Source organism: Tenacibaculum gallaicum, from assembly GCF_003387615.1.
GTDB classification, from domain to species: Bacteria; Bacteroidota; Bacteroidia; order Flavobacteriales; family Flavobacteriaceae; genus Polaribacter; species Polaribacter gallaicus.
The window spans coordinates 1-24,505 of record NZ_QUNS01000014.1 but is presented as its reverse complement, the minus strand read 5'-3'; the positions used below and the strand labels follow the sequence as shown (position 1 = coordinate 24,505).

At 33.5% G+C, this 24,505-nt stretch carries 23 protein-coding genes and 1 riboswitch; of the genes, 8 read left to right on the top strand and 15 right to left on the bottom strand.

What is annotated here, in order from left to right; translation table 11 throughout:
- Positions 1-36 precede the first annotated feature (36 nt).
- From C7448_RS15460 to msrB, 12 genes are all read right to left on the bottom strand, one after another.
- Entirely contained in the window at positions 37-384 is a 348-nt protein-coding gene (locus C7448_RS15460) for a 4Fe-4S dicluster domain-containing protein (protein ID WP_115902313.1), read from the bottom strand.
- A 13-nt stretch (positions 385-397) separates the two neighbouring features.
- The gene (locus tag C7448_RS15455; RefSeq protein ID WP_115902312.1) at positions 398-1,645 is read right to left on the bottom strand and encodes a sulfate adenylyltransferase subunit 1; all 1,248 of its coding nucleotides are present in this window, start codon (positions 1,643-1,645) and stop codon (positions 398-400) included.
- 104 nt (positions 1,646-1,749) lie between these two features.
- Complete coding sequence (gene cysD / locus C7448_RS15450; protein WP_115902331.1) at positions 1,750-2,655, bottom strand: sulfate adenylyltransferase subunit CysD; 906 nt, start codon at positions 2,653-2,655, stop codon at positions 1,750-1,752.
- Positions 2,656-2,666: 11 nt separating this feature from the next.
- Positions 2,667-3,275 carry a phosphoadenosine phosphosulfate reductase domain-containing protein gene (locus tag C7448_RS15445; RefSeq protein ID WP_115902332.1) on the bottom strand — a complete coding sequence of 203 codons (609 nt, stop codon included), beginning with the start codon at positions 3,273-3,275 and terminating at the stop codon, positions 2,667-2,669.
- Positions 3,276-3,286: 11 nt separating this feature from the next.
- A complete protein-coding gene (locus tag C7448_RS15440; protein ID WP_115902311.1) occupies positions 3,287-3,541 on the bottom strand; it encodes a DUF2061 domain-containing protein in 255 nt (84 codons plus the stop codon).
- Positions 3,542-3,661: 120 nt separating this feature from the next.
- Positions 3,662-4,069: an RrF2 family transcriptional regulator gene (locus tag C7448_RS15435; protein ID WP_115902310.1), complete on the bottom strand. Its 408-nt coding sequence runs from the start codon at positions 4,067-4,069 to the stop codon at positions 3,662-3,664.
- A 23-nt stretch (positions 4,070-4,092) separates the two neighbouring features.
- Positions 4,093-5,259, bottom strand: a complete 1,167-nt coding sequence (locus C7448_RS15430) for an O-succinylhomoserine sulfhydrylase (protein ID WP_115902309.1) — start codon at positions 5,257-5,259, stop codon at positions 4,093-4,095.
- A 174-nt stretch (positions 5,260-5,433) separates the two neighbouring features.
- Positions 5,434-8,832: a bifunctional aspartate kinase/homoserine dehydrogenase I gene (gene thrA / locus C7448_RS15420; RefSeq protein ID WP_115902307.1), complete on the bottom strand. Its 3,399-nt coding sequence runs from the start codon at positions 8,830-8,832 to the stop codon at positions 5,434-5,436.
- A gap of 114 nt (positions 8,833-8,946) precedes the next feature.
- A complete protein-coding gene (locus C7448_RS15415) occupies positions 8,947-10,239 on the bottom strand; it encodes an O-acetylhomoserine aminocarboxypropyltransferase/cysteine synthase family protein (protein WP_115902306.1) in 1,293 nt (430 codons plus the stop codon).
- A gap of 197 nt (positions 10,240-10,436) precedes the next feature.
- A riboswitch (SAM riboswitch) is annotated at positions 10,437-10,550 on the bottom strand.
- 184 nt (positions 10,551-10,734) lie between these two features.
- Positions 10,735-12,300, bottom strand: coding sequence for a protein adenylyltransferase SelO (locus C7448_RS15410; protein ID WP_115902305.1), 1,566 nt, complete (start codon positions 12,298-12,300; stop codon positions 10,735-10,737).
- Between the two features lie 6 nt (positions 12,301-12,306).
- Positions 12,307-12,852 (bottom strand): peptide-methionine (S)-S-oxide reductase MsrA, encoded by a 546-nt coding sequence (gene msrA / locus C7448_RS15405; RefSeq protein ID WP_115902304.1) that lies wholly within the window; start codon positions 12,850-12,852, stop codon positions 12,307-12,309.
- A 14-nt stretch (positions 12,853-12,866) separates the two neighbouring features.
- Positions 12,867-13,313, bottom strand: a complete 447-nt coding sequence (msrB, locus tag C7448_RS15400; RefSeq protein WP_115902330.1) for a peptide-methionine (R)-S-oxide reductase MsrB — start codon at positions 13,311-13,313, stop codon at positions 12,867-12,869.
- Positions 13,314-13,528: 215 nt separating this feature from the next.
- On the opposite strand from msrB, the gene C7448_RS15395 reads away from it, so the two are divergent.
- Together C7448_RS15395 and ric are read left to right on the top strand one after the other, a co-directional pair.
- A complete protein-coding gene (locus C7448_RS15395; protein ID WP_115902303.1) occupies positions 13,529-14,767 on the top strand; it encodes an alginate export family protein in 1,239 nt (412 codons plus the stop codon).
- Positions 14,768-14,772: 5 nt separating this feature from the next.
- Entirely contained in the window at positions 14,773-15,492 is a 720-nt protein-coding gene (ric, locus tag C7448_RS15390) for an iron-sulfur cluster repair di-iron protein (RefSeq protein WP_115902302.1), read from the top strand.
- Between the two features lie 45 nt (positions 15,493-15,537).
- Here the strand turns inward: ric and C7448_RS15385 are convergent, their stop codons facing one another.
- From C7448_RS15385 to C7448_RS15375, 3 genes are all read right to left on the bottom strand, one after another.
- Complete coding sequence (locus C7448_RS15385; protein WP_115902301.1) at positions 15,538-16,821, bottom strand: acetyl-CoA hydrolase/transferase family protein; 1,284 nt, start codon at positions 16,819-16,821, stop codon at positions 15,538-15,540.
- Positions 16,822-16,892: 71 nt separating this feature from the next.
- On the bottom strand, positions 16,893-17,003 hold the full coding sequence (locus tag C7448_RS16055; RefSeq protein ID WP_245939498.1) for a hypothetical protein: 111 nt from the start codon (positions 17,001-17,003) through the stop codon (positions 16,893-16,895).
- A 244-nt stretch (positions 17,004-17,247) separates the two neighbouring features.
- On the bottom strand, positions 17,248-17,586 hold the full coding sequence (locus C7448_RS15375; RefSeq protein WP_115902300.1) for a winged helix-turn-helix domain-containing protein: 339 nt from the start codon (positions 17,584-17,586) through the stop codon (positions 17,248-17,250).
- 273 nt (positions 17,587-17,859) lie between these two features.
- Between C7448_RS15375 and C7448_RS15370 the strand changes: the two genes are divergently transcribed.
- From C7448_RS15370 to dsrP, 6 genes are read left to right on the top strand one after another with little or no spacing between them, the layout of a single operon-like run.
- On the top strand, positions 17,860-18,099 hold the full coding sequence (locus tag C7448_RS15370; protein ID WP_115902299.1) for a hypothetical protein: 240 nt from the start codon (positions 17,860-17,862) through the stop codon (positions 18,097-18,099).
- Positions 18,100-18,144: 45 nt separating this feature from the next.
- Entirely contained in the window at positions 18,145-20,430 is a 2,286-nt protein-coding gene (locus C7448_RS15365) for a molybdopterin-dependent oxidoreductase (protein ID WP_245939497.1), read from the top strand.
- A 4-nt stretch (positions 20,431-20,434) separates the two neighbouring features.
- On the top strand, positions 20,435-21,127 hold the full coding sequence (locus tag C7448_RS15360) for a nitrate reductase cytochrome c-type subunit (protein ID WP_115902297.1): 693 nt from the start codon (positions 20,435-20,437) through the stop codon (positions 21,125-21,127).
- Positions 21,127-21,753, top strand: a complete 627-nt coding sequence (locus C7448_RS15355) for a multiheme c-type cytochrome (RefSeq protein ID WP_115902296.1) — start codon at positions 21,127-21,129, stop codon at positions 21,751-21,753. The genes C7448_RS15360 and C7448_RS15355 overlap by 1 nt, the downstream gene beginning before the upstream one ends.
- Positions 21,754-21,762: 9 nt before the next feature.
- Positions 21,763-22,890, top strand: coding sequence for a 4Fe-4S dicluster domain-containing protein (locus C7448_RS15350; RefSeq protein ID WP_115902295.1), 1,128 nt, complete (start codon positions 21,763-21,765; stop codon positions 22,888-22,890).
- Between the two features lie 10 nt (positions 22,891-22,900).
- Positions 22,901-24,118: a sulfate reduction electron transfer complex DsrMKJOP subunit DsrP gene (gene dsrP / locus C7448_RS15345; protein ID WP_115902294.1), complete on the top strand. Its 1,218-nt coding sequence runs from the start codon at positions 22,901-22,903 to the stop codon at positions 24,116-24,118.
- Positions 24,119-24,505: the final 387 nt, after the last annotated feature.

Genomic DNA, 24,505 nt, shown 5'->3' with positions numbered 1-24,505 from the left:
GTTTTACTCCTTAATTTGCTTGTAAAAGCGTTGATATTAGTTATGTAAGAATTCTTGTTTTGCTAACAATTGTTCTTCGGTTTCTACATGTGCATCATCTGGCACACAACAATCTACCGGACAAACCGCTGCACATTGTGGTTCTTCATGAAATCCTTTACATTCAGTACATTTATCAGGTACTATAAAATAGTATTCATCTGATACTGGTTCATTGTCCTCGTTTGCATTAACAGAAGTTCCATCCAATAAGGTTACATTTCCTTGTAATGAAGTTCCTTCGTTATATTTCCAGTCACTAGCTCCTTCATAAATGGCTGTATTTGGGCATTCTGGTTCGCAAGCTCCGCAGTTAATGCATTCATCTGTAATTATAATTGCCATAACTTTTTATTTTTTACTTAATAAAACCAACTCCTGACGTAGTATTGGTTTTAGGATTGATGATTATAAATGCCCCGTTTGCTTTATTTTTGGCATACGAATCAACAAACAATGGTTTACTAACCTTTAAACTCACCTCTCCTATTTCGTTTAGTAATAATTGAGATGGAGCTTCTTCTTTCCCTGTAAAATCGGTACGAATTAAAGCTGTTAGTTCTGTTATTTTTGCTTGCACATCATTTGCTCCATGTTTAATGTAATATTTTTGAGAGGCTTGCAGTGGTGCTTTATCCATCCAGCAAATCGTAGCTTCTAACTGTTTTACCACAGAAGGTTCTTCTCCTACTTTTACCAACATATCTCCTCTACTTACGTTTACATCATCTTCTAGAGTGATATTAACTGAACTTCCTCTTTTTGCTCTAGCATACTCTTTATCAAAAAATTGAATACTCTTTATGGTTGATGTTGTTGCTGATGGTAAAACCTTTACAGGATCTCCTATTGCTAAATCTCCTCCATATAACTTTCCTGCATACCCTCTGAAATCGTGATATTCGTCTGTTTTTGGACGGATAACTGTTTGTACAGGAAACCGTGCTTTCGATACTTCTTCTGTATCTTCAGTTCCCAAGTTTTCAAGGTGATTCAATAAAGTTTCTCCTTTATACCAAGGGGTGTTTTCTGAAGAATTCACAACATTGTCTCCTTTTAAGGCAGAAAGTGGAATAAATGTGATGTTTTGGTTTTGATAATCACTCTTCTCCGCCAAATATTTTATTTCTCCTTTTATCTGGTTAAATTTTTCTTCTGAAAAATCTACCAAATCCATTTTGTTAACAGCTACTATCACATCTTTTACTCTCAATAAATTATTAATAAAAAAGTGACGATAGGTTTGTTCTACCACTCCGTTTCTTGCATCTACCAAAATGATAGAAGCTTGAGAGTTAGATGCTCCTGTTACCATATTTCTGGTATACTCAATATGCCCAGGAGTATCGGCTATGATAAAACTCGTTTTTGGTGTTGAAAAATATATGTGAGCGACGTCAATTGTGATTCCTTGTTCACGTTCTGCTACCAGTCCATCAGTTGCTAAAGAAAAGTCTAAGTAATCAAACCCACGTTGTTTACTTTTTTCTTCTATTGCCTCTAATTTATCTTGAGTTAATGACTTTGTATCGTATAAAATTCGCCCTATTAGCGTGCTTTTCCCGTCATCTACACTTCCTGCTGTTGCTATTTTTACTACGTTCATCTTTATGCTGTTGGCTATTCGCTTTTAGCTGTTCGCCTTTTTATTATTATTATTTAGATCTTAATCTTGCTAACAGCCAAAGGCCAATAGCTAAAACCTATATTTTAAAAATATCCTTGTTGTTTACGCTTTTCCATTGCTGCTTCTGAGCGTTTGTCATCGATTCGTGCGCCTCTTTCTGATATGGTTGACTCTCTGATTTCATCTACCACAGTGTCAATATCTATCGCATCTGATAATACTGCTGCTGTACAACTCATATCTCCCACAGTTCTAAAGCGTACCATGCGTTCACGTACTTCTTCCTCTTCTTCTCTAAACACAACTTCATCGTTTGCAGACCAGATTAACCCGTCTCTAATAAAAGTGGCTCTTTGGTGAGCGAAATAGATGGATGGAATTTCAATTTGTTCTTGTTGTATATACGACCATACGTCTAACTCTGTCCAGTTAGAAATTGGAAAAACTCGTACATTCTGACCTAAATCAATTCTTCCATTTAACATATCGAACAATTCTGGACGTTGATTCTTTTCATCCCATTGTCCAAAATCATCTCGTACCGAAAAAATTCGTTCTTTAGCTCTTGCCTTTTCTTCATCTCTACGCGCTCCGCCGATACATGCATCGAAACCGAATTCTTCTATGGCATCTAATAACGTTTCGGTTTGTAACATGTTTCGGCTTGCGTATTTTCCTGTTTCTTCTTTTACTTTACCAGCATCAATATTGTCTTGTACCTGACGAACAATTAAATCAACTCCTAATTCTGATACCAAACGGTCTCTAAATTCAATCGTTTCAGGGAAATTATGTCCAGTATCTATGTGCAATAATGAAAAAGGAATTTTTGCTGGATAAAATGCTTTTTCAGCAAGTCGCACCAGTGTTATGCTATCTTTGCCCCCCGAAAACAATAACACCGGTTTTTCAAATTGCGCGACTACTTCTCTTAATATATAAATGGCTTCACTTTCTAAAGCTCCTACTTGTATAGTTTGTGTATTCATAATCATGTTCTTTAAATATGTAAACCACATTCTCTGTTACTTTCTACTTTTGTGGGATCAAAGTATTTAAACTCGTTTGGTATTTGGTGTTCTTCTAAGTAAGCATCTAACTTCTCGTCTGACCAATGGTAAAATGGACTTACTTTTAATACTCCGTCTTTACTTTTTGAAACAATGTCAATACTATCTCTAAAAGCAGTTTGTCCTTTTCTTAAGTTTGTAAACCAAACATCTGGTTTGTGTTCATTCATTGCTCTTTTGAAAGGCTCTAACTTTACTTGTTCTGTAAAAACAGTATGTTTTGGATCATCAACTGTTGGTAATCCTAAAGTGATATTTCTGTGTGCTACCGTTTGTTTAGGTACATACAACTGAATGTTTAACTGTAGTTTTTCAATTAACTCTTCAGCATGTTTATAGGTTTGTGGAGTATTATAACCTGTATCGCACCAAATTACATCTATGCTATTTTTTACTGATGCTACTGCGTGTAAGATGGCTCCTTCATAGGGACGAAAGTTTGTGGTTACTACTGCTTTGTTTGCTTGTAATAATGCCCAAACAATAATCTCTTTTGGAGATTTGTTTTTTAACTCTGCGTTTACTGCTTCTAAATTCATTGTTTCTATACTCATTTTTTACCCCATTTAATACTGTTCCAAACTCTTTCGTGAAAAAAGTACAATAACATTTTTGTTACTAATTCTACAGCTCCAATTGAAAAGGCTGTTTTTACTTGTCCTGTAATTACCCATGATATTAGTATTGTATCTATGGTTCCAACAACTCTCCAACTTATTGATTTTACAATGCTTCTTATTGGTTTTTCAGAACGTTTATCTTCTTTATAATTTGCTCTATTTTCTATTACTTGCTCTACAATCATTTTTAAAATACTATTACCCTATCGGAATACTAGGTTTTAAGTCGACAAATATACAGATGCTTTTTAATTCTCCAAGGAGAAATCAAAAAAATATTTGAATTTTACAATTATTTGTTAATACTACACTAAATCTGCAAGTGTGTTATTTCGAAGTACTTGTAGCGTATTATCTCTTACTTGAATCATTAATTTGTGTACTGAGCATGCTTCTTCATCTGGGCAGTCATCACATTTTTCATAATAATTCAAACTAACACATGGTACCATAGCAATGGGACCTTCTAGTGTTCTAATTACATCAGTCATTTTAATATCGCTCGATGGTTTTAGCAGGTAATAGCCTCCACCTTTTCCTTTTTTTGCTCCTAAAAATCCTGATTTTCGTAAGGTAAGTAATATGCTTTCTAAAAACTTGTGCGAAATATTTTCCTTTTCTGAAATGGTTGCTATTTGTACCATAGTGCCCTTTTCTTGCCTAGCAATAAAGGTAAGCGCTTTAATTCCGTATTTTGTTTTCTTAGAAAGCATATTACAAATATATGCTTTACTTCTTAATTATTTAATGCTTGATTTAAATCGTGAATTACGTCTTCTACGTTTTCTAATCCTACCGAACATCGTACTAAACCGTCTGTAATTCCTACTTCTAATCGGTCTTCTTCTTTTAATTTACTATGGGTTGTTGATGCTGGGTGTGTTACAATGGTTCTTGTGTCTCCTAAGTTTGCTGATAAGGAGCATAGTTGAATACTATTCAAAAACTTACGTCCTGCTTCAATTCCTCCTTTTACTTCAAAGGCTACAATGTTTCCTCCTAATCGCATTTGTTTTTTTGCTATCTCATGTTGTGGATGCGATTTTAAAAATGGATATTTTACTAGGTTTACTTTTGGATGTTCTTCTAAAAATTGTGCTACTTTCAAGGCGTTTTCACAGTGTTTTTCTACTCTTATTGATAGTGTTTCTAGACTTTTTGATAATACCCAAGCGTTGAATGGTGACATTGCTGGACCTGTATTTCTTGAGAATAAATAGATTTCTTTTACTAGTTCTGCTTTTCCTACTGTAACTCCTCCTAAGACACGTCCTTGTCCGTCTATTAGTTTTGTTGCTGAGTGAATTACTAAGTCTGCTCCAAATTTTATTGGGTTTTGTAGGTATGGAGTTGCGAAGCAGTTATCTATTACTAATAATATGTTGTGTTTCTTTGCAATGCTTCCTAATAGTTCTAAATCTAAAATATCTACTGCTGGGTTTGTTGGTGTTTCTGCATATAATATTTTGGTATTTGGTTGTATTAGACTTTCTATTTTTTCTGCTTCTGTTATTTTAAAGTAGCTTGTTTCTATATTCCACTTTGGTAAATACTTTGTAAACAAACTGTGTGTTGAACCAAATACTGAACGACATGATACGATATGATCTCCTGCATTTAACAGGGCTCCAAAGGTTGAAAACACGGCTGCCATACCTGTTGCGAATGCATAGCCTGCTTCGGCACCTTCCATAGCCACTATTTTATCGACAAATTCTGTGGTATTAGGGTTTGAAAATCGACTGTATAGGTTTCGTTGCTTTTCTTCTGCAAATGAGGCTCTCATATCTTCTGCATCGTCAAATACAAAACTTGAGGTTAGGTATATGGGTGTAGAATGCTCTGAAAATTGTGTGCGTTCTGTTTGTGTTCGTATGGCTTGTGTTTCAAAATGTTTACTCATGTTTGTTTTTTAAAGGGTGTAACTTATTTGTTTGTTGTTTCCTTTTTGTTGTTTTTCTATTCCTTACAGTTGTTTGTCTATTCCTTAACGTTATTTTTCTATTCCTTATGGTTGTTTATCTATTCCTTAGCGTTCTTTTTCTATTCCTTACGGGTTTTGTTTTACTCCTTATTGTTAATTGTTTGTTTTTACTAATCGTAAGATGTCTCCGAATACTCCTCTGGCTGTAACTTTTGATCCTGCTCCTGCTCCTTGTATTACGATGGGTTGTTCTCCGTACGATTCTGTATATATTTCAAATATGGCGTCGGAACCTTTTAGGCTTCCTAAGGGTGAGCTTTCTGGTACTGATACTAGTTTTACGTTTAGTTTTCCTTTTGATTGTTGTAGGTCTCCATGTAAGTCTCCTATATATCGTAGTACGTGTTTTTCTTCTTGTGCTTCTTTTTGTTGTTGAAATGTTGGGTTTAGTTTTTCTAAGTTTGTTAGAAATTCTTTTGAAGGTATTTCTCTAAATTCTTCTGGTATTAGGTTTTCTATTTGAATGTCTTCAAACTCGTTTTCTAAATCTAATTCACGTGCTAAGATTAATAGTTTTCTGGCTACGTCGTTTCCGCATAGGTCTTCTCGTGGGTCTGGTTCGGTAAATCCACTGTTAATGGCTTCTTGTAACACCTTTGAAAATGGTACGTCTTCTGCTGAAAATTTATTAAATAAGTAACTTAATGAGCCTGAGAATACTCCTCTTATTCTTGTAATGTTTTCTCCTGAATCGTGTAATAGTTTAATTGTATCTATTAATGGTAAGCCTGCTCCTACATTTGTTTCGTACAAGTAACTCTTATTATTTTTATCTAACCTTTTACGTAACTCTTTGTAAAAGTCGTACGAAACTGTATTCGCTATTTTGTTAGAAGAGACTAAGTCAAACCCAGCATCGACTAACGGAATGTAATTTTCTATAAAGTCTACGCTTGCTGTATTATCTACCGCAATTAAGTTTTCTAAGTGGTGTTCTTTAGCATAATCAATTACTGTATCAACTGTATGCTTATCTTCTACTGCTTTTTCAAGCTCATTCGACCAATTAGTTCCAACTCCATTTTTAGTTAACAATACTTTTTTAGAATTGGCAATCGCAAAAATGTTCAATTGAATTTTACGTCTTTCTAAAATTGATTTCGAACTTTCCAATATCTGTTCTATCAATGTTCCTCCTACTAAACCTTTACCAAAAACAGCAATGTTTATCTTTTTAGCAACTCCAAATACTTGACCATGAATTACATTTAGTGCTTTGTGTAGTTGTTCTTTTTTTACCACCAAACTCACATTTTTACCTGTAATTGTATTGTTGAATAGTAAGGGAACTATTTGATTTTTGATTAAGGCATTATATGGGTGATGAAACTCGCTTAAATCTTGACCTATAATTGATATTACTGATACTTCTTCTTGTATTGAAATCTGATTGACATCTTTTGTTTGTAAATCATTTTCAAACTCTTGTTCCAAAGCTTTTACAGCTGCTGTAGCATTACTTTTATCAACCACTAAACCAATACCTCTTTCTGAAGAACCTTGCGAAATAATGCTCACGCTAATTCCGTGATTGCTCAATGCTTTAAAAATACGTGCATCCACTCCTACTTTTCCTAGTAATCCTCTTCCTTCAAAATTGATTAAAGCAACCTTGTCTAATACTGATAAGGATTTGATTCCTTTTGAAGTTGACTTTGCTGTAATCAACGTTCCTTTATCATTTGGATTAAACGTATTTAATATTCTAAGGTTGATATTCTTCTCTAACAACGGAATGATGGTTTTTGCATGCAAAATAGTTGCTCCGAAGTTGGCCAACTCATTAGCTTCTGAAAATGATAACTCTTCTATCTTTTTAGCATCTGCTACCAAATCAGGATTAGCAGTGAAAATTCCATCTACATGAGTATAGTTTTGTAACTCTTCTGCATCTAAATAATTGGCTAATAATGAAGCTGTATAATTACTTCCGTTTCTTCCTAAAGTCGTAGTCTCATTCTTTAAGTTTGATGCAATAAACCCTGCTACTACGTTTACTGTTGTTCCGTTATGTTGTTTAAAGTGATTTAATACGTTTTCTTTTGATATTGGTATTATTGATTGTCCGTTACCTAAGCTTTCGTCTGTTTTTAATAAGTTTCTGGCGTCTGTAGCGTTTGCGTTAATGCCTTTTTGTTGTAGTAGATCGGTTACTGTTTTTATAGATAATAACTCGCCTTGTGCCAATACTTCGTTTTTTATCTTTTGGCTATAGTCTCCTAATAAACTAACTCCTTCAAATAGTTTTTCTAGTCTATCAAATTCGGTAGTGAAATTTACTAACGGGGTTAACTTTGTTTGCTCGTATTTAAATGTTTCTAATTGTTCTTTAAAAGCTTCGTTTTTGGCTGCTTTTTTTAAAATTTCTTCTAATTCATCGGTTGCTTTTCCTCTTGCAGAAACAACTACGGCTATATTTTCTCCTTCATTTATTTTTTGTTCTATGATTGTTACTACGTTTGATATGCCTTCGTTGGATAATGATTTGCCGCCAAATTTTAAAATTTTCATTCTTTTATTGGTTGATTTTTGATTGAATATCGGTTCAATAATTTTTTCTAGTTGTTTGTATTCTATTAAGAAAGCGTCGTGTCCATGGTCTGAATTAATTTCATTATAGGTTACATTTGCATGGGCAGATGCTAGTTGTTTATGTGTTTCTCTGTTTTCTTCGGCAGTAAAAAATAAATCGGAATCTACACCAACTATATGGATGTCTGCTTCAATGGTTTCTAACACATTTAGTTCTTCTCTTCCTTTGGTTACATCAATGGTTTTTAATAATTGATTCATTAATTTGTAAGAGGCTAATTGATAGCGTTCTTGCAGTTTTTTTCCATGGTGTAACAGCCAGCTTTCTACATTAAATATTTGTAGCTCTTCGTTTTTGGTGCGTTGAAATCGTTTTTTAAATGATTCTGGGGTTCTGTAACATAGCATTGCGTGCATACGTGCATCGTGTACAGGGTTGCTAGAGTTTGTTAGGAATTGTTCTTGTATTTGACAGTTTGCTATTAACCAATCAGTCGATTTCCAATCGGTTGCTATAGGGATTAAATGTTTTGTTATTTTTGGGTTTAATACTGCCATTTCCCAAGCTATTCCTCCTCCTAAAGAGCCTCCTATTAATGCATATAGTTTTTCAATTTTTAGTTGTTTTAGCCCTTGTAAAAAAATGTTTGCTACATCGCGTGCTATAAAGCTTTTATAATTATCTATTAAAAAGTCGTCGTATCCATTTCCTGGGATATTAAAGCATAGAACTGTATATTTATTCGTATTTATAGTTTTGTTTTTACCAACTAAGTCTTGCCACCATCCATCAATTCCTGTTACATTGCTGTTTCCTGTTAGTGCATGGTTGATGAGCACCACAGGTGCAGTGCCCAATTCTTTTCCGAAGGTTTGGTAGCTTAACGGAATTTTTTTGAATTGTACACCGCTTATTGTGGTATAACTAAGAATGTGTATGTGCTGTAAATCACTTTTCATTATTGATGTCTTTATGTTGGGCTTTACGCTAAATATTTTGTTGGTTCTCGATACTCTTGCTTGGCAAACTCGAATTGACAACAAAAGGGTCTTGCTTTACTTTTTAATGTAATTTTAAGCTACTACTTCTTTAGAGATTTTAGCAAATGCTTCTTGTAAATCGTTTTTTAAATCTTCACTATTTTCTAAACCAACTGATAAACGGATTAAGTCTTTGGTTACTCCTGCATTGTTTTGAGCTTCGTCACTTAATTGTTGGTGTGTTGTGCTTGCTGGGTGTATTATTAATGATTTTGTATCTCCAATATTGGCTAGTAGTGAAAATAGTTTGGTGTTATCTGCAATGGTTTTGGCTGCCTCATAGCCTCCTTTTACACCAAAAGTTACTAATCCGCTTTGTCCTTTTGGTAGGTATTTATCTGCTAAAGTTTTGTACTTGTTGCCTTCCAACCCTGGATAGTTTACCCAAGCTACTTGTTCTTGTTCTTGTAACCATTTTGCAATAGACAACGCATTTTCACTGTGTTTTTGAATTCTTACTTCTAAGGTTTCTAATCCTTGAATGATGTTGAATGCGTTTGTAGGACTCAAGGCTCCTCCAAAATCACGCAATCCTTCTAAAATTAATTTAAACGTGTACGATGCGGCTCCTAATGCTTCGTTATATACTAGTCCGTGGTATCCTGCTGATGGTTCTGTAAATTCTGGGAACTTGCCATTTGCCCAATTGAATGTTCCTGCATCAATAATTGCTCCTCCTAACGAGTTTCCTTGTCCGCCAATGTATTTTGTTAGGGAGTGAATTACGATGTTTGCTCCGTATTCTATTGGGTTTAATAAGGCAGGTGTTGCTACGGTATTATCTACAATAAACGGAACTTCTGCTTTTTTTGCATGTGCTGATATCGCTTGTAAGTCTAACACATCTAATTTTGGATTTCCTAACGATTCTACAAAAAATGCTTTGGTGTTTTCTTGTACAGCTTCTGCAAAGTTATCTGGGTTTGATGCGTCTACAAATGTTGTGGTTATTCCTAATCTTGGTAGGGTAACGTTTAGCAAGTTATATGTTCCTCCATATAAGCTGCTTGAAGCTACAATGTGATCTCCTGCTTTTAGTAAGGTTAATAATCCTGTTGAAATTGCTGCCGTACCTGAAGCAAAAACTACGGCACCAATACCGCCTTCTAAAGCGGCTAAGCGTTCTTGTAAAATTTGATTGGTTGGGTTGTTTAGTCGCGTGTAAATGAATCCTAGTTCTTTTAAAGAAAATAGGTTTGCTGCGTGTTCTGAATTGTTAAAAACATACGATGTTGTTTGATAAATAGGAACTGCTCTTGTTCCTCCATTTTGTGTTACATCGTGACCTGCGTGCAACGCATTTGTTGCGAATTTTTGTGTACTCATTTTTCTTGTTTTTTGAGTTAATACTTGATTCTCGTTTCCGCGAGAATGACATTTTCAAAGGAAACCCAATACTGCGCATTGTGAATCGTTTTGAGATTAAACCAAAAGCCAAAACACATCTTTGTTAGATGTTGCTTACTAGAAAAATGTTATTAAGAAATTATAAGAAAGTTCTTGTAGAAAGAAGAAATTTCTTTGGGTTATCTATCCGTGAGTTTTTATGCTCTGGTAGAATTTAGCACCTTCTTTGTTTGCACAAAGGGTTGCTAAGGTTTCATAGGGTCTAATCCCTCCACCTTTCTTGATAACATCGTCAATAAGTGTTTGAACTTTTACGAGTACAAATATTCAATTATAAAAATGGATTTTCCAAATTTATTTTGATTTTTATTTAAAAAAGAGTTTTGAATTATTTTCAATGAAACAAAACAGAAACCTAACTATCAGCAACTAAGCACAATTAACTTAAACAAAAGGTTTAACATGTTTTTTATCTTAAGAACTACAAGACAACATAGAACAACCTACTTTATTTCGTGCCCATTCAGGACGTTTTTCGAACCATTTTTCGTATTCTGGCTGCTCATCGTAAGGATTTTTGAGCAGTAAATATAACTCATTTAACAATACAAAATCATTTTTATTTGCATCATCAATGGCTAATTGCGCCATATAATTTCTGAGCACGTATTTTGGGTTTACGGTATTCATTTTTACTTTTCTGTCCTCATCCGAAACAGTTTGATTTTGTAATCTATCTATATAATTTTGAAACCAGTTTTCCCAATATTTTTTTATTTCGTCTACAACTTCTGAAGGTGTATAAAATGCTTTTTCTATTTTTTTGATTGCCTCCTCTTTGGTGTCATTTTTTGAAATGTTTGACAACAATCGGAAAAAAATGGTCATGTCTGTTTCTGTTTTTTGAAGTACTTCTTCAAGATTTGAAACTAACGTTCCGTCTGATTGTTTTGAAGAAAAAAGTCCTAATTTTTCTCGCATCATTTGCATGTACTTTTCAGGAAATTTTTCTTGATAATTTTCTAAAACAGCTTCTAAAGGTTCTGCTTCTTCTATTAGCGGATATAAAGCATTTGCTAACTGGTATAAATTCCATAAAACCACTTCTGGCTGTGAACCATATCGATAACGTTTGTGTGTATTATCTGTTGTATTTGGCGTCCATCCGTGGTCATAACCTTCTAACCATCCGTAAGGTCCATAATCAATCGTTAAACCTAGAATTGACATATTATCTGTATTCATTACCCCATGTACAAATCCAACACGCTGCCAATGAATAACCATACCTAAACTACGTTCAGCTACTTCTTTAAAAAACGATACATAGGTTTCTTTTGATGGTTCACCTAAATGAGAAAAATGATTTTTAATTGTATAATCAACCAGTGTTTTTAATGTTTTTATATCTCCTCTTGCAGGAAATATTTGATAACTACCGAAACGTAAAAAAGAGGCTGCTGTTCTGCACACAATCGCTCCTTTTTCATATGCAGCATTTCCATCATACATCACGTCTCTTAGTACCTGATCTCCTGACAGTGCTAACGATAAAGCTCTTGTAGTAGGTACGCCCAAATGATGCATAGCTTCGCTACACAAATATTCACGAACAGAAGAACGTAACACTGCTAATCCGTCTGCAGTACGTGAATATGGTGTTTCTCCAGCTCCTTTTAATTGTAAAACCCATTTTTTGTTATTATGGATTGCTTCAAACAAATTAATTGCTCTACCGTCTCCTAATTGACCTGCCCAATGCCCAAACTGATGGCCTCCATAACACATTGCATAGGGTTGTGTACTAGCATATACTTTATTCCCTGTGAACACATTTTTAAACTCTTCGGAAGTTATTTCTGCTTCTACTAATCCTAATTCATTCACCATTTCATCCGATACATGTATAATTTTAGGATTGGACGTTTTTTTAGGAGTTACGTACGAAAAACAAGCTTCAGTAACCTGTCTTCGTGTATTTTCTTGAATTGGATCTGCTGGTAACTCTTCTGTAAAGGTATTTTGTATATTGAATTTCAACACGTTCTATTGTTCTTTTAATTTGTCTGCGTATAGCTTTTTCAATTTTGCCAATTTAGGTGAAATAACTACTACACAATACATTTGATCTTTATTCTTTTCATAAAAGTCTTGATGACTAGCATCAGCCATATGAAATTTGGATGCTGGACTTATTTCTGTTACAATTTCATCTTCATAGTAAGAAGCTAGCTTTTTTATTACTTTTTCAGCGATTATTTGTTGTTCTTCTGTATGATAAAAAATTACAGAACGGTATTGTGTTCCTACATCAGCTCCTTGTCTGTTTAGCGTTGTTGGGTCATGACTTGTCATGAACATCACCAATAACTCTTCATAACTTATTATTTCAGGGTTAAAGATTGCTTGTACTACTTCTGCATGTCCTGTTAAACCTGAACAAATTTCTCTATAAGTTGGCGTTCCTGGTACTGCTCCCCCCATATACCCAGATACTACCTCTTCTACTCCTTTTATCTGATTTAAAACAGCTTCTATACACCAAAAACAACCGCCACCAACGGTTAATACTTCTAATTTATCATTTGTCATTTGTATTCCTTTTTTTATTCAGTATCTAAAATCATTGATGCTGAGTTAATACAATATCGTAACCCACTAGGTTCTGGTCCATCAGGAAAAACATGCCCTAAATGAGCATCGCAAGTATTGCACATTACCTCTACGCGTACCATACCGAAGGTAGTATCTTTCTCATACTGAATAGAGTTTTCTTGTATAGGTTGTGTAAAACTAGGCCAACCAGTACCTGAACTAAATTTAATCGTTGAATCGAACAAAGGTGTGCCACAGCATACACATTTATATTTTCCTTCATCGTAAACACTACACAGTGCTCCTGAATTTGGTCTTTCTGTTCCTTTTTGTCTGGTAACTCTAAACTGTTCTGATGTTAAAAGCTCTTTCCATTCGTCTGCTGTTTTCTCTACTCTTTTATTTGGTGTTGGATTACCATTTACCGCAAAATTAATTACATCTTTCCAAGTTAAAATTTTGTCATTCATCTCACTCATTCTTTATATTTAACTTATTAGTAGTTCCTTTTTTATCTTACTTACAAAACTACGATTCATTATCAACTATAGTCTTTTTAATTTTTATTATTTACAAAAAAGATATTTTTATCTTTTTATTATCTAACTGATTTTTATCATGTTTTATCCTAACAATTATCTAGAAATTTGAGGTACTATTAATTAAAAAAATCATGAAAACATCAAAAATTATAATAGCATTACTCTTTTTTGCTACAACTACAATTTTCGCTCAATTAAAAATTGATGCAGAACTACGCCCACGTACTGAATATAGGCATGGATTTAAGACTTTATTTCCTGATAATACTAATCCTGCACTTTTTGTTTCGCAAAGAACTCGCCTTAACACCACTTATAAAACAGAGAAATTAAACTTTTATGTTAGTTTTCAAGATGTAAGGGTTTGGGGAGATGTTCCGCAACTTAATAGTGCTGATAATAATGGTTTAAGTGTACACCAAGCTTGGGGAGAAATATTTTTAGATACTAATTTCTCTGTAAAGTTAGGTCGTCAAGAGGTGATTTATGATGATAGTAGAATTTTTGGTAACGTTGGTTGGGCTCAACAAGCTCGTAGCCACGATATGGCACTATTAAAATATAAAAAAAACACTTTTAGAGCAGATGTAGGTTTAGCTTTTAATCAATCAGGTGAAAATTTAACAGGCACAAATTTAATCACGCCTAAAACCTATAAAGCAATACAATATGCTTGGTTACATAAAGATTGGGACAATTTTTCTGGAAGCTTTTTATTTTTAAATAATGGAATACAAACGCCAAATGGATTGGAATATAGCCAGACGGTTGGTACGCATTTAAAAGCTAAAAAAAATGCTCTTAATCTAACTGCAAATCTATACTATCAGTTTGGTACTGATGCTGTAAATAGAGATTTAAGTGCATATCTTTTAGGTTTGGAAGGTATGTATAAAGTTTCTAATAATTTTAAAGTTGGTTTAGGTGTTGAATTACAAAGTGGTAATAATAACGGAGCACCTGCAAATGGAAAGAATAAAGCTTTTACTCCTTTTTATGGAACGAATCATAAGTTTAATGGTTTTATGGATTATTTCTACGTAGGAAACCATATAAACAGTGTTGGTTTACTAGATTTATATGCAAAAGCTAATTTTAAATTGAACTCTAAATCTGGTTTAACAGCTTTTGTTCATAATTTTTCAGCTGCGGCAGATATTAATGATACTGTTTCTAATCAACTAGGAACTGAAGTGGATCTTGTATACGGATATAAGTTTACGAAAGACATCGATTTTAAGGCTGGATATTCTCATTTATTTCCTTCAGAAGGAATGGAAGTTTTAAAAGGAAACTCAGACGATAACATGAATAATTGGGCGTGGGTTATGGTAACTATTAAGCCAACATTATTTACATCTAAAAACTAGAAATTATGGTAGTATCAAGTAACAAAACAGTAGCTGATTATGTAACTGAAAACATAAAAACAGCGCATATATTTAAAAAATACGGAATTGACTTTTGCTGTGGAGGTGGTATAACAATTGAAAAAGCTTGTGCTAAAAACAACGTAGATCAAGCAGCTCTTGAAAAAGAACTGGCTGAAGTAGATGTGGTGAAAGATGTTATTGAAGATTATGATAAGTGGGAACTAGATTTTTTAATGATTTATATTGAAAACGTGCATCATACATACGTTAGAGAAAGTATGCCTATGATTTCTCAATATGCTAACAAAGTAGCTAAAGTACACGGGCATCATTATATTGAAGTAGTAGAAATAAATCAATTATTTCATGAAGTAGCAAATGAGCTACTATCACATATGCAAAAAGAAGAACAAGTACTATTTCCCTTCATAAAACAATTAATACAAGCTGAAAAAGAAGGAACAAAAAATACAACTCCTCCTTTCGGAACTGTAAACAATCCTATACAAATGATGGAGCATGAACATGAGAGTGCAGGTAATGTTTTTAAAGAAATAGCTAGACTGTCTAATAATTATACACCTCCTGAAGGAGCCTGTAATACATTTAGAGCTTTGTATGCTAAACTAGATGAGTTTGAACAAGATTTACATAAGCACATACATCTTGAAAACAATATTTTACACCCTAAAGCAATTCTTCTAGAAGAGAAAATATCTTAATCAATAAAAAGGAGTAGTTAAGTTAACTACTCCTTTTTATTTCGTTTATAACTTAGTGAATCTATTAAAAGCTTCTCGTTCTAATTCTTCTCTAAAATTAGGATGAGCTATAGAAATTAATGCTTTTGCTCGTTCTTTTAAACTTTTTCCAAATAAATTCACTACTCCATATTCTGTTGCTACATAATGTACATGAGCTCTTGTAGTTGTAACTCCTGCTCCTTCTTTTAAAAACGGAGTAATTTTAGAAACTCCTTTCGCTGTTATTGAAGGCATCGCGATAATTGCTTTTCCTCCTTTTGATAAAGATGCTCCTCTAATAAAGTCCATCTGTCCTCCTACTCCTGAGTATTGATATTTCCCTATAGTATCAGCACAAACTTGTCCTGTTAAATCAATTTCAATAGCACTATTAATCGCAGTTACTTTTGGGTTTAATTTAATAATAGAAGTATCGTTTGTATACCCTGCTTCTTTAAAATGCACCAACGGATTATCATCTATAAAATCATACAATTTTTGAGACCCTACAGCAAAACAAGTAACTATTTTTCCTGTTTTTATTTCTTTTTCTTCCCCTGTAATTACTCCTTTTTCTATTAGAGGTAATACACCATCAGAAAACATCTCTGTATGAATTCCTAAACGTTGATGATTCGTTAAATTATGTAATACAGCATTGGGAATGTTTCCAATTCCCATTTGTAAAGTAGCTCCATCCTCAATTAATCCTGCTACATTTTTTCCTATCTTAGTTTCTATTTCTGAAGGTGTTCCTGTAATAGATTCATGAATTGGTGAGTTTACTTTCACTGCATAATCGATATTACTTATATGAATTATACCATCTCCATGTGTTCTTGGAACATTAGGATTTACTTGGGCTATTACAGTTTTAGCGGTTTGTATAGCTGGTAGTGTAATATCTACTGATGTTCCTAAAGAACAATACCCGTGTTTATCAGGTGGAGAAACTTGGATAAATGCCACATCTAATGGATAAATATTACGACGAAATAACCAATGTATTTCACTTAAAAAAATAGGAATATAATCTCCATTATTCATATTCACCCCTTTTCTTACATTATCACCCACAAAGCAACTTATCAATCTGAATGATTTACTATAAGGTTCTTCTAAATACTTCGCTTTACCATGTGTATGAATTTGAATAATTTCTACATTGGTTACCTCTTGATAACGTTCACACAAAGTATCTATGAGTAAATTAGGAGTCATTGCTGCTCCTTGAAAAAATATTTTATTATTTGATTTTACAATAGCTACGGCTTCTTCGGCAGTAACAATCTTTAAATTTTCTGACATTTTATTCAAAATTTTATAGGTACAAATATCATAAGAAAGTACGATTTAATTAATGATAAAAGTCATGCTAACTAATTTAATTTATAAACTTGTTTTGTACTATTATCAATATTAAAATATCCTCCCTTATTTTCTTTTCTTTCTAATGATTGGTTAATAATTAAATATGCTATAGTAACCATATTTCTTAACTCACAAAGAGCAGTGGTTATTTTAGATGTTTTATACAGTTTCTCTACCTTATTGTAAATGATATCAAGCTTTTTTTTGCTATTTTTAAGCGCGTATTACTTCGTACAATTCCTACATAATCTCTCATTAAAATTTGTAGTTCTTTTAAAGAACTCTTAATGCGAAAGTAGTTGGACAGTAAAATTTAAAACATGACTACTTTACAACCTCTAGGTCTCTTATTCTGTCTTAAAATCAGTCCTGTGAATATTTTTCGAGTTGTTTGTCTAAATACTTCCAACAGTTGGTATTAATACTCTCATACATTTCTATAAGTTCCAAACCATGTTCAGTTAATGTAGTTCCACCACCTCCTAATCCACCCGATACTTTAACTACAACTGGTTTTTCTGCCTTCTTATTAACAGAGTCAATTAAATTCCAAGCTTTTTTATACGACATACCCAGTTCTTTTGCCGATTTTGATAGTGATTTAGTTGCTTTGATAGACTTCAATAGTCGAACTCTTCCTTCACCAAGAAAAGTAACATTATCTACTTCTATCCATATTCTACTTTTAATTTTATATGTCATAAGTTATAATTGAACTAAAGTTCAAAATTAAAAACTCACCTTTTTTTTATTTATGAGGCTAATCATAAACAACAAATTATTTAAACTAATTATAAATTACTCGTGTTTAAAATTTAAAAAAAGAAAATAGGAAGTCTTTAATCACCTTATTTTTAGAACTATTCGTTGTTTCTAAAAAAACATAACGAACTGATAAACTATAAGTTATGACAAATATCATTTTTTTCGTAACCATATATTTATTAATTTGTTAAAGAAATTAACAACTATTTTATGCCTATAAAAAGTTATTTAGCACATCCTCATGATGGTAAAAAAGATGAGCTTATCAAAGCTTTATCAACCTTAAATGAATGTGAAGTAATTCCTGCTGAGAATAAAGATGTTTTGGTAGTAGTTACTGAAACAGAAACCAAAATAGAAGAAGAAAATTTAAAACAAAAATTAGAAACCATTAGTAGTTTAAAACTATTATCTATGGTTTCAGGATTTAATACACCCTTAAAGAATTAGCCCATGTACACTTCAGCAACAAACAGACGAAGTTTTATAAAAAAGATGGCAGTATTATCTGCCATGACAGCAGCAGCTACTATGTTTCCAGGAATTATGTTTGCTGGCGAACAAGAAGAACAATTACCTAAAGGAGGGAATTTAGATTGGAAAAAAGCACCTTGCCGATTTTGTGGTGTAGGATGTGGCGTGATGGTTGGTGTTGAAAACGGTAAAGCAGTCGCAGTAAAAGGAGATCCTAAATCTCCAGTTAATAAAGGATTATGCTGTGTAAAGGGATACCATTCAGTAATGGCAATGTACGGTAAAGACCGTTTGACAAAACCTCTAGTTAAAAAGAATGGTAGATATGTAGAAACCTCAATGAAAGAAGCTTTAGATTTAATTGCTTCAAAAATGAAAGAAACCATTAAAGATTATGGTAAAGATTCAGTATCTATTTATGGTTCAGGTCAGTGGACCATTCCTGATGGATATGTAGCTTCAAAACTTTTCAAAGGATGTATAGGAACTAATAATGTTGAGGCCAATGCACGTTTATGTATGGCGAGTGCTGTTACTGGTTTTTTAACTTCTTTCGGAATTGATGAACCAATGGGTTCCTATGAAGACATTGATCATGCCGATGTTTTTATGCTATGGGGAAATAATATGGCAGAAATGCATCCTGTATTATTTTCTAGGTTATTAGATCAACGCTTAAAAAGAGGTGTAAAAATCATCGATTTTGCTACACGTACAACTCGTACTAGTATGGCTGCGGATAAGTCTATTTTATTTTTACCTCAAACAGATTTGGCTGTTGCCAATGCAATTTGTTATGAAATTATCAAAAACGGTTGGGTAAACAATTCTTTTGTAGAAAAGCACTGTAATTTCCAAAAAGGGTTAACCAATATGGGCTATGGTTTAGAAGATAAATATAAATTTAAAGATAAACCTGAAGGTATCAATTTTGAAGAGTTCAAAACTTTTTTAGAAGATTATACCCCAGAAAAGGTAGAAAAGATATCTGGAGTTTCTGCTAAAGATATTAAGTACATGGCTGCTTACTATGGTGACCCAAATAAAAAAATAATGTCACTTTGGTGTATGGGACCTAACCAACACAGTAGAGGTACTTGGATGAACAACTTAATTTACAACATCCATTTATTAACAGGAAAAATATCTACTCCAGGTAATAGTCCTTTCTCATTAACAGGACAACCTTCTGCTTGTGGTACTGTAAGAGAAGTTGGAACTTTAACTCATAAGCTTCCTCATGGTGTGGTAATGAATAAAAAACACCGTGAATTTGCTGCAAAAATTTGGGATGTACCAGTTGAAAATATCGATCCAAAACCTACATACCATACTGTTGAAATGTTTCGAGCTTTAGATAGAGGCGATATTCGTTTTATGTGGATTCAAGTGACCAATCCTATGGTAACCATGCCTAAATTAAAACGCTATAGAGATGCTGCTAAAAAAGAAGGGCGATTTATCGTCGTTTCTGACATTTACCCAACACCAACAACTGATATAGCAGATGTTATTTTACCTTCAGCAATGTGGGTAGAACGTGAAGGAATGTATGGTAACTCTGAAAGAAGAACTCAATATTTTGAACAAATGGTGCAACCACCAGGGGAAGCTATGAGCGATACTTGGCAATTGGTAGAAGTTGCTAAGCGTTTAGGTTATGAAAAACAATTCTATTATAACGAAGAATCACATATTGAAGAAATTTATGCTGAATATCGTAAGCATCACGATAATAAAAAGCACAATATGGCACCTTTAGAGGTTTTAAAGGAAAACCCTGGAATGCAATGGCCTTATGTTGATGGAAAATCTACTCAATGGCGTTTCAATGCTAAATATGATCCTGCCTGTAGCAATGGAGAAAAATTCCATTTCTATGGAAAACCTGATGGAAAAGCTGTCATTTGGCAACGCCCATATGAACCCGCTGCAGAAGAGCCAGATGCTGAATATCCATATTGGTTAAATACTGGACGTGTCGTTGAACATTGGCATACAGGATCTATGACAAGACGTATTCCTGTATTACATAAAGCAATGCCTCATGGTTATGTAGAATTAAATCCTGATGATGCAAAACGTATGCAAATTAAAACAGGAAATATGGTAAAGCTTACCACTCGTAGAGGAACAATAACATTACCTGCCTCTATAAATGAACGCGGAGTACCAGCGCCTATGCAAGTGTTTGTTCCGTTTTTTGATGAAAATATGTTAATTAATGATATCACACTCGACTCTTTTTGTCCAATATCAAAAGAACCAGATTATAAGAAATGTGCGGTTAAAGTAGAAAAAGCTTAATATTATGAAAAAACGTTTAGGCATCATATCGCTTTTTATTATTCTCTTTATTGCCTTTATTACTGTATGGAACTATAGTTACTATCAAGGACAAGAAGAAGCTTACATCCCTATTGAGAATAACCAACCAACTCCTATAATCCCTTCAGAAGCAGGTGTTTTTGAACGATCAAAGTATGCGTTAGATTATACTAAAATGCCAGTAGACGAAACGCATCAGCGAACCATGAAAAGCTATTATGATAATAGAGCTTTTCATGGAGCACCTCCAAGCATACCTCATGAAGTAAGTAGCGGTGAACGCAGTATGGGTGAAAATAATTGTTTAAAATGTCATGAAAATGGTGGGTATGTAGAGAAGTTCAAAGCATACACGCCTGTTACTCCTCATCCAGAAAAAATTAACTGTCGTCAATGTCATGTACCACAAAAAACGCAATCATTATTTAAAGAAACAAACTTTAAAAGAGGAACTATTCCTGTTGTAGGGAACAATAATGCACTAGCAGGTAGCCCACCTATAATTCCGCATCAATTACAATTAAGAGAAAACTGTTTAGCGTGTCATGCAGGACCAAGTGCTCCTAAGGAAATCAGAGTAACACATCCGGAAAGGGTTAATTGTAGACAATGTCATGTACCTAATAACAAGGTTACCGAAAACATTGGTAATTTCATCAGAAAAATTGAAAATTAATGAAAAAACACAAATATATAAAGTTCGTTTATTTCGCTTTTCTATTCACATATTTATCAATTTCATGCAAGCATAAAGAACATGAATACCATAGTATTACAGATAAAATAGAAGCCGAAAGTAAAAACTATAACGGAGTTTCTATTTCTTCCGAAAAATATTTAGAAGGAATGAAAATGATGGAGGTTACAGAAAATGATATCACTTTTTTAATTCCAACAAGAAAAGATAAAATTAAATCCTATAAATGTACTGAGTGTCATACACAACCTTTGATAAAAATGCAAACTAAAGATATTAAAAAGGCACATTGGAACATTAAATTAAATCATGCAGCATTAAATACAATGAATTGTATTACCTGTCATGATAGTAATAATATGGATAAACTAAAGAGTATAACGGGGCATTCTATTGATTTGAATAAAAGCTATAAACTGTGTAGCCAATGCCATCAAAAACAATACAAAGATTGGACAGGAGGTGCTCACGGAAAACGAATTGAAAGTTGGGCTTCACCAAGAGCTTCTATGACCTGTGTTAATTGTCATAACCCACATTCACCTAGCTTTGACACTAAGTGGCCTGCAAGATTTAATACTCAAAAAGTAAAAGAACGTAAATAATTTTTAGGCATGAGCAATAACAAAAAAAAATGGTTTACTCTAAACCTAAATAGTAAACATAAACAAAAAAATAGTTCTTGTGGTTGTGGAAAAACATCTGGAGGTTGCAATTCACATACCCAGAAAGAAGAACTGAATGAACAAGAGTTTTATAAAGCAGCGGTAAATGCTTCTATAGGAGAAGAGAAGCACAAAGATGGTTTTGATCAAGTATTTGATGTGAAGATGGATAGACGTTCTGCTTTTAAAAAATTAACTGCAAGTTTATTAATTGGAGCTGGAGCAGTTTCTTCATGTACAAGTGTGACTTCTAGCGATGAATCTAAAGAAAAAGCTCAGATAGATTGGGAGGAACAGTTTAAAGGTAACTATAAACTAATGACAGATGAAGAAAAAGAAGCAACTGTAAATCGTTTAATGCGTTCGTACCAATTACGTACCGGAAAAACAATAAATATGTCTTCTAAAAATGCTGAAGAAGATGTATTGTTTGGATACGCTTTTAACATTTCTAAATGTCAAGGATATATGGACTGTGTGAGTGCTTGTGTTGAAGAAAATAACCAAGACAGAAATTCACAAATGCAATATATCCGAATCCATGAAATGAAGGATGGTAAAGGCTTTAATTTCAATGAAGCTGATGACAATTATTATCATGAAGTTCCTGCGGAAGGTCATTTTTATATGGGAACTCAATGCTTTCATTGTGATAACCCACCATGTGTAGAAGTATGTCCAGTGCAAGCAACATGGAGAGAAGAAGACGGGTTAGTAGTTGTAGATTATGATTGGTGTGTGGGTTGTCGATACTGTATGGCTGCATGTCCGTATGATGGCCGTAGGTTTAACTGGAGTAAACCAGAAGTACCAGAAGAAGAAATCAATCACAATCAACATTATTTAGGAAATCGAATGCGTAAAAAAGGAGTGATGGAAAAGTGTACTTTTTGTGTGCAACGCTCCAGAGCAGGAAAAAACCCAGCTTGTGTTGAAGCATGTCCAACAGGAGCTAGAATCTTTGGTAACTTATTAGACCCTAATAGTACTATTAGATGGGTTTTAGAAAACAAAAAAGTATTCAGATTAAAAGAAGATTTAGGTACCGAACCAAAGTTCTGGTATTTCATGGACTAAAAAATATACAATGAAACAACTTAAAGTTTTTGGAAATTTAGTTAGAGATAGTTTTGATATCATTACTAAAGGAACTATCAAATATCATTTATGGATGGGGTTTTTAACTTTAATAATGCTTATAGGTATGTATTGTTACTCCATTCAATTAGAACACGGATTGAGTGTTACAGGAATGACAGATAGAGTTAGCTGGGGATTGTATATTTCAAACTTCACCTTTTTAGTAGGAGTAGCCGCCGCCGCCGTTATGTTAGTTATGCCGACATATGTTTTAAAAGATATTGATTTTAAACAAGCTGTTTTAATAGGAGAAGGACTTGCTGTTGCTGCTTTAATTATGTGTTTAGCATTTGTTATTGCTGACATGGGAGGACCTTCTGTTTTATGGCATATGATTCCTGGTTTTGGGGTTTTTAACTTTCCTAATTCAATGCTTACTTGGGATGTAATTGTATTAAACGGATATTTGTTTCTAAACATCACAATTCCATTATATATTTTATTTAGACACTATCAAGGTAAAGAAGCAAAAGCTAGCGTTTATGTACCAGGAGCTATCTTATCCGTTTTTTGGGCAGTAGGTATTCATTTAGTAACTGCCTTTTTATATCAAGGATTGCAAGCTCGTCCTTTTTGGAATAATGCGCTGTTAGGTCCTCGCTTTTTAGCCTCTGCTTTTGCTGCTGGTCCAGCATTAATTATTTTAGTCCTAGCAGTTATTAGAACCTTTACGGTCTTTAAAATAGAAGATAAAACCATAAAAAAAATAGCTATGGTAGTCACTGTAGCTGCGCAAATAAACATTATCATGCTTGTTTCCGAGTTATTCAAAGAGTTTTATGCACCAACACATCATAGTGAAAGTGCTTATTATTTATTCTTTGGTTTAGATGGAAAAACAGCATTATTACCATGGATTTGGACTGCCATTTCATTAAATGTCTTAGCTACAATTATCCTAACTTTTCATAAACTTAGAAACAATTTGAAAGTATTATATTTTGCTTGTTTTATATTATTTATAGCTATTTGGATTGAAAAAGGGTTTGGTTTAATTGTACCAGGTTTCATTCCTGGACCTTACGGAAAAATAGCTGAATACACTCCTACTGGAATAGAAATAGGTGTTACTTTAGGTATTTGGGCCTTAGGAGCTCTTATATTCACTATTTTAGCAAGAACAGCCATTGGTATTGAAACAGGAAAATTACGTTACAAAAATTAAATTATACTTTATTATAAACTAAAAAGCCTATGAATTTTAAAACTCATAGGCTTTTTAGTACCTGATTGTATTTAGATCCACAAATCCAAATACTGTAATGTTTACATTACTTTTTCTTACGTTTATACTTCTTTTACGCATCTTCGAAAACATCTCTTTATACTCCTCTCCTATACGTCAACATAGCCTCCTAAATAGTTCTTGATCAATTTTCGCTCTTGATATTCTAACTAAGAAAGTCTTTCTTTAAGAGATTTCTACTCTTAAGAAAGTATTCAACCTAAAATAGGTGCATAAAAAAAACCTCAATCTACTAAAAGATTGAGGTTTTATAAAGAAAGGCAACGACCTACTCTCCCACCATTGGCAGTACCATCGGCGCTAATG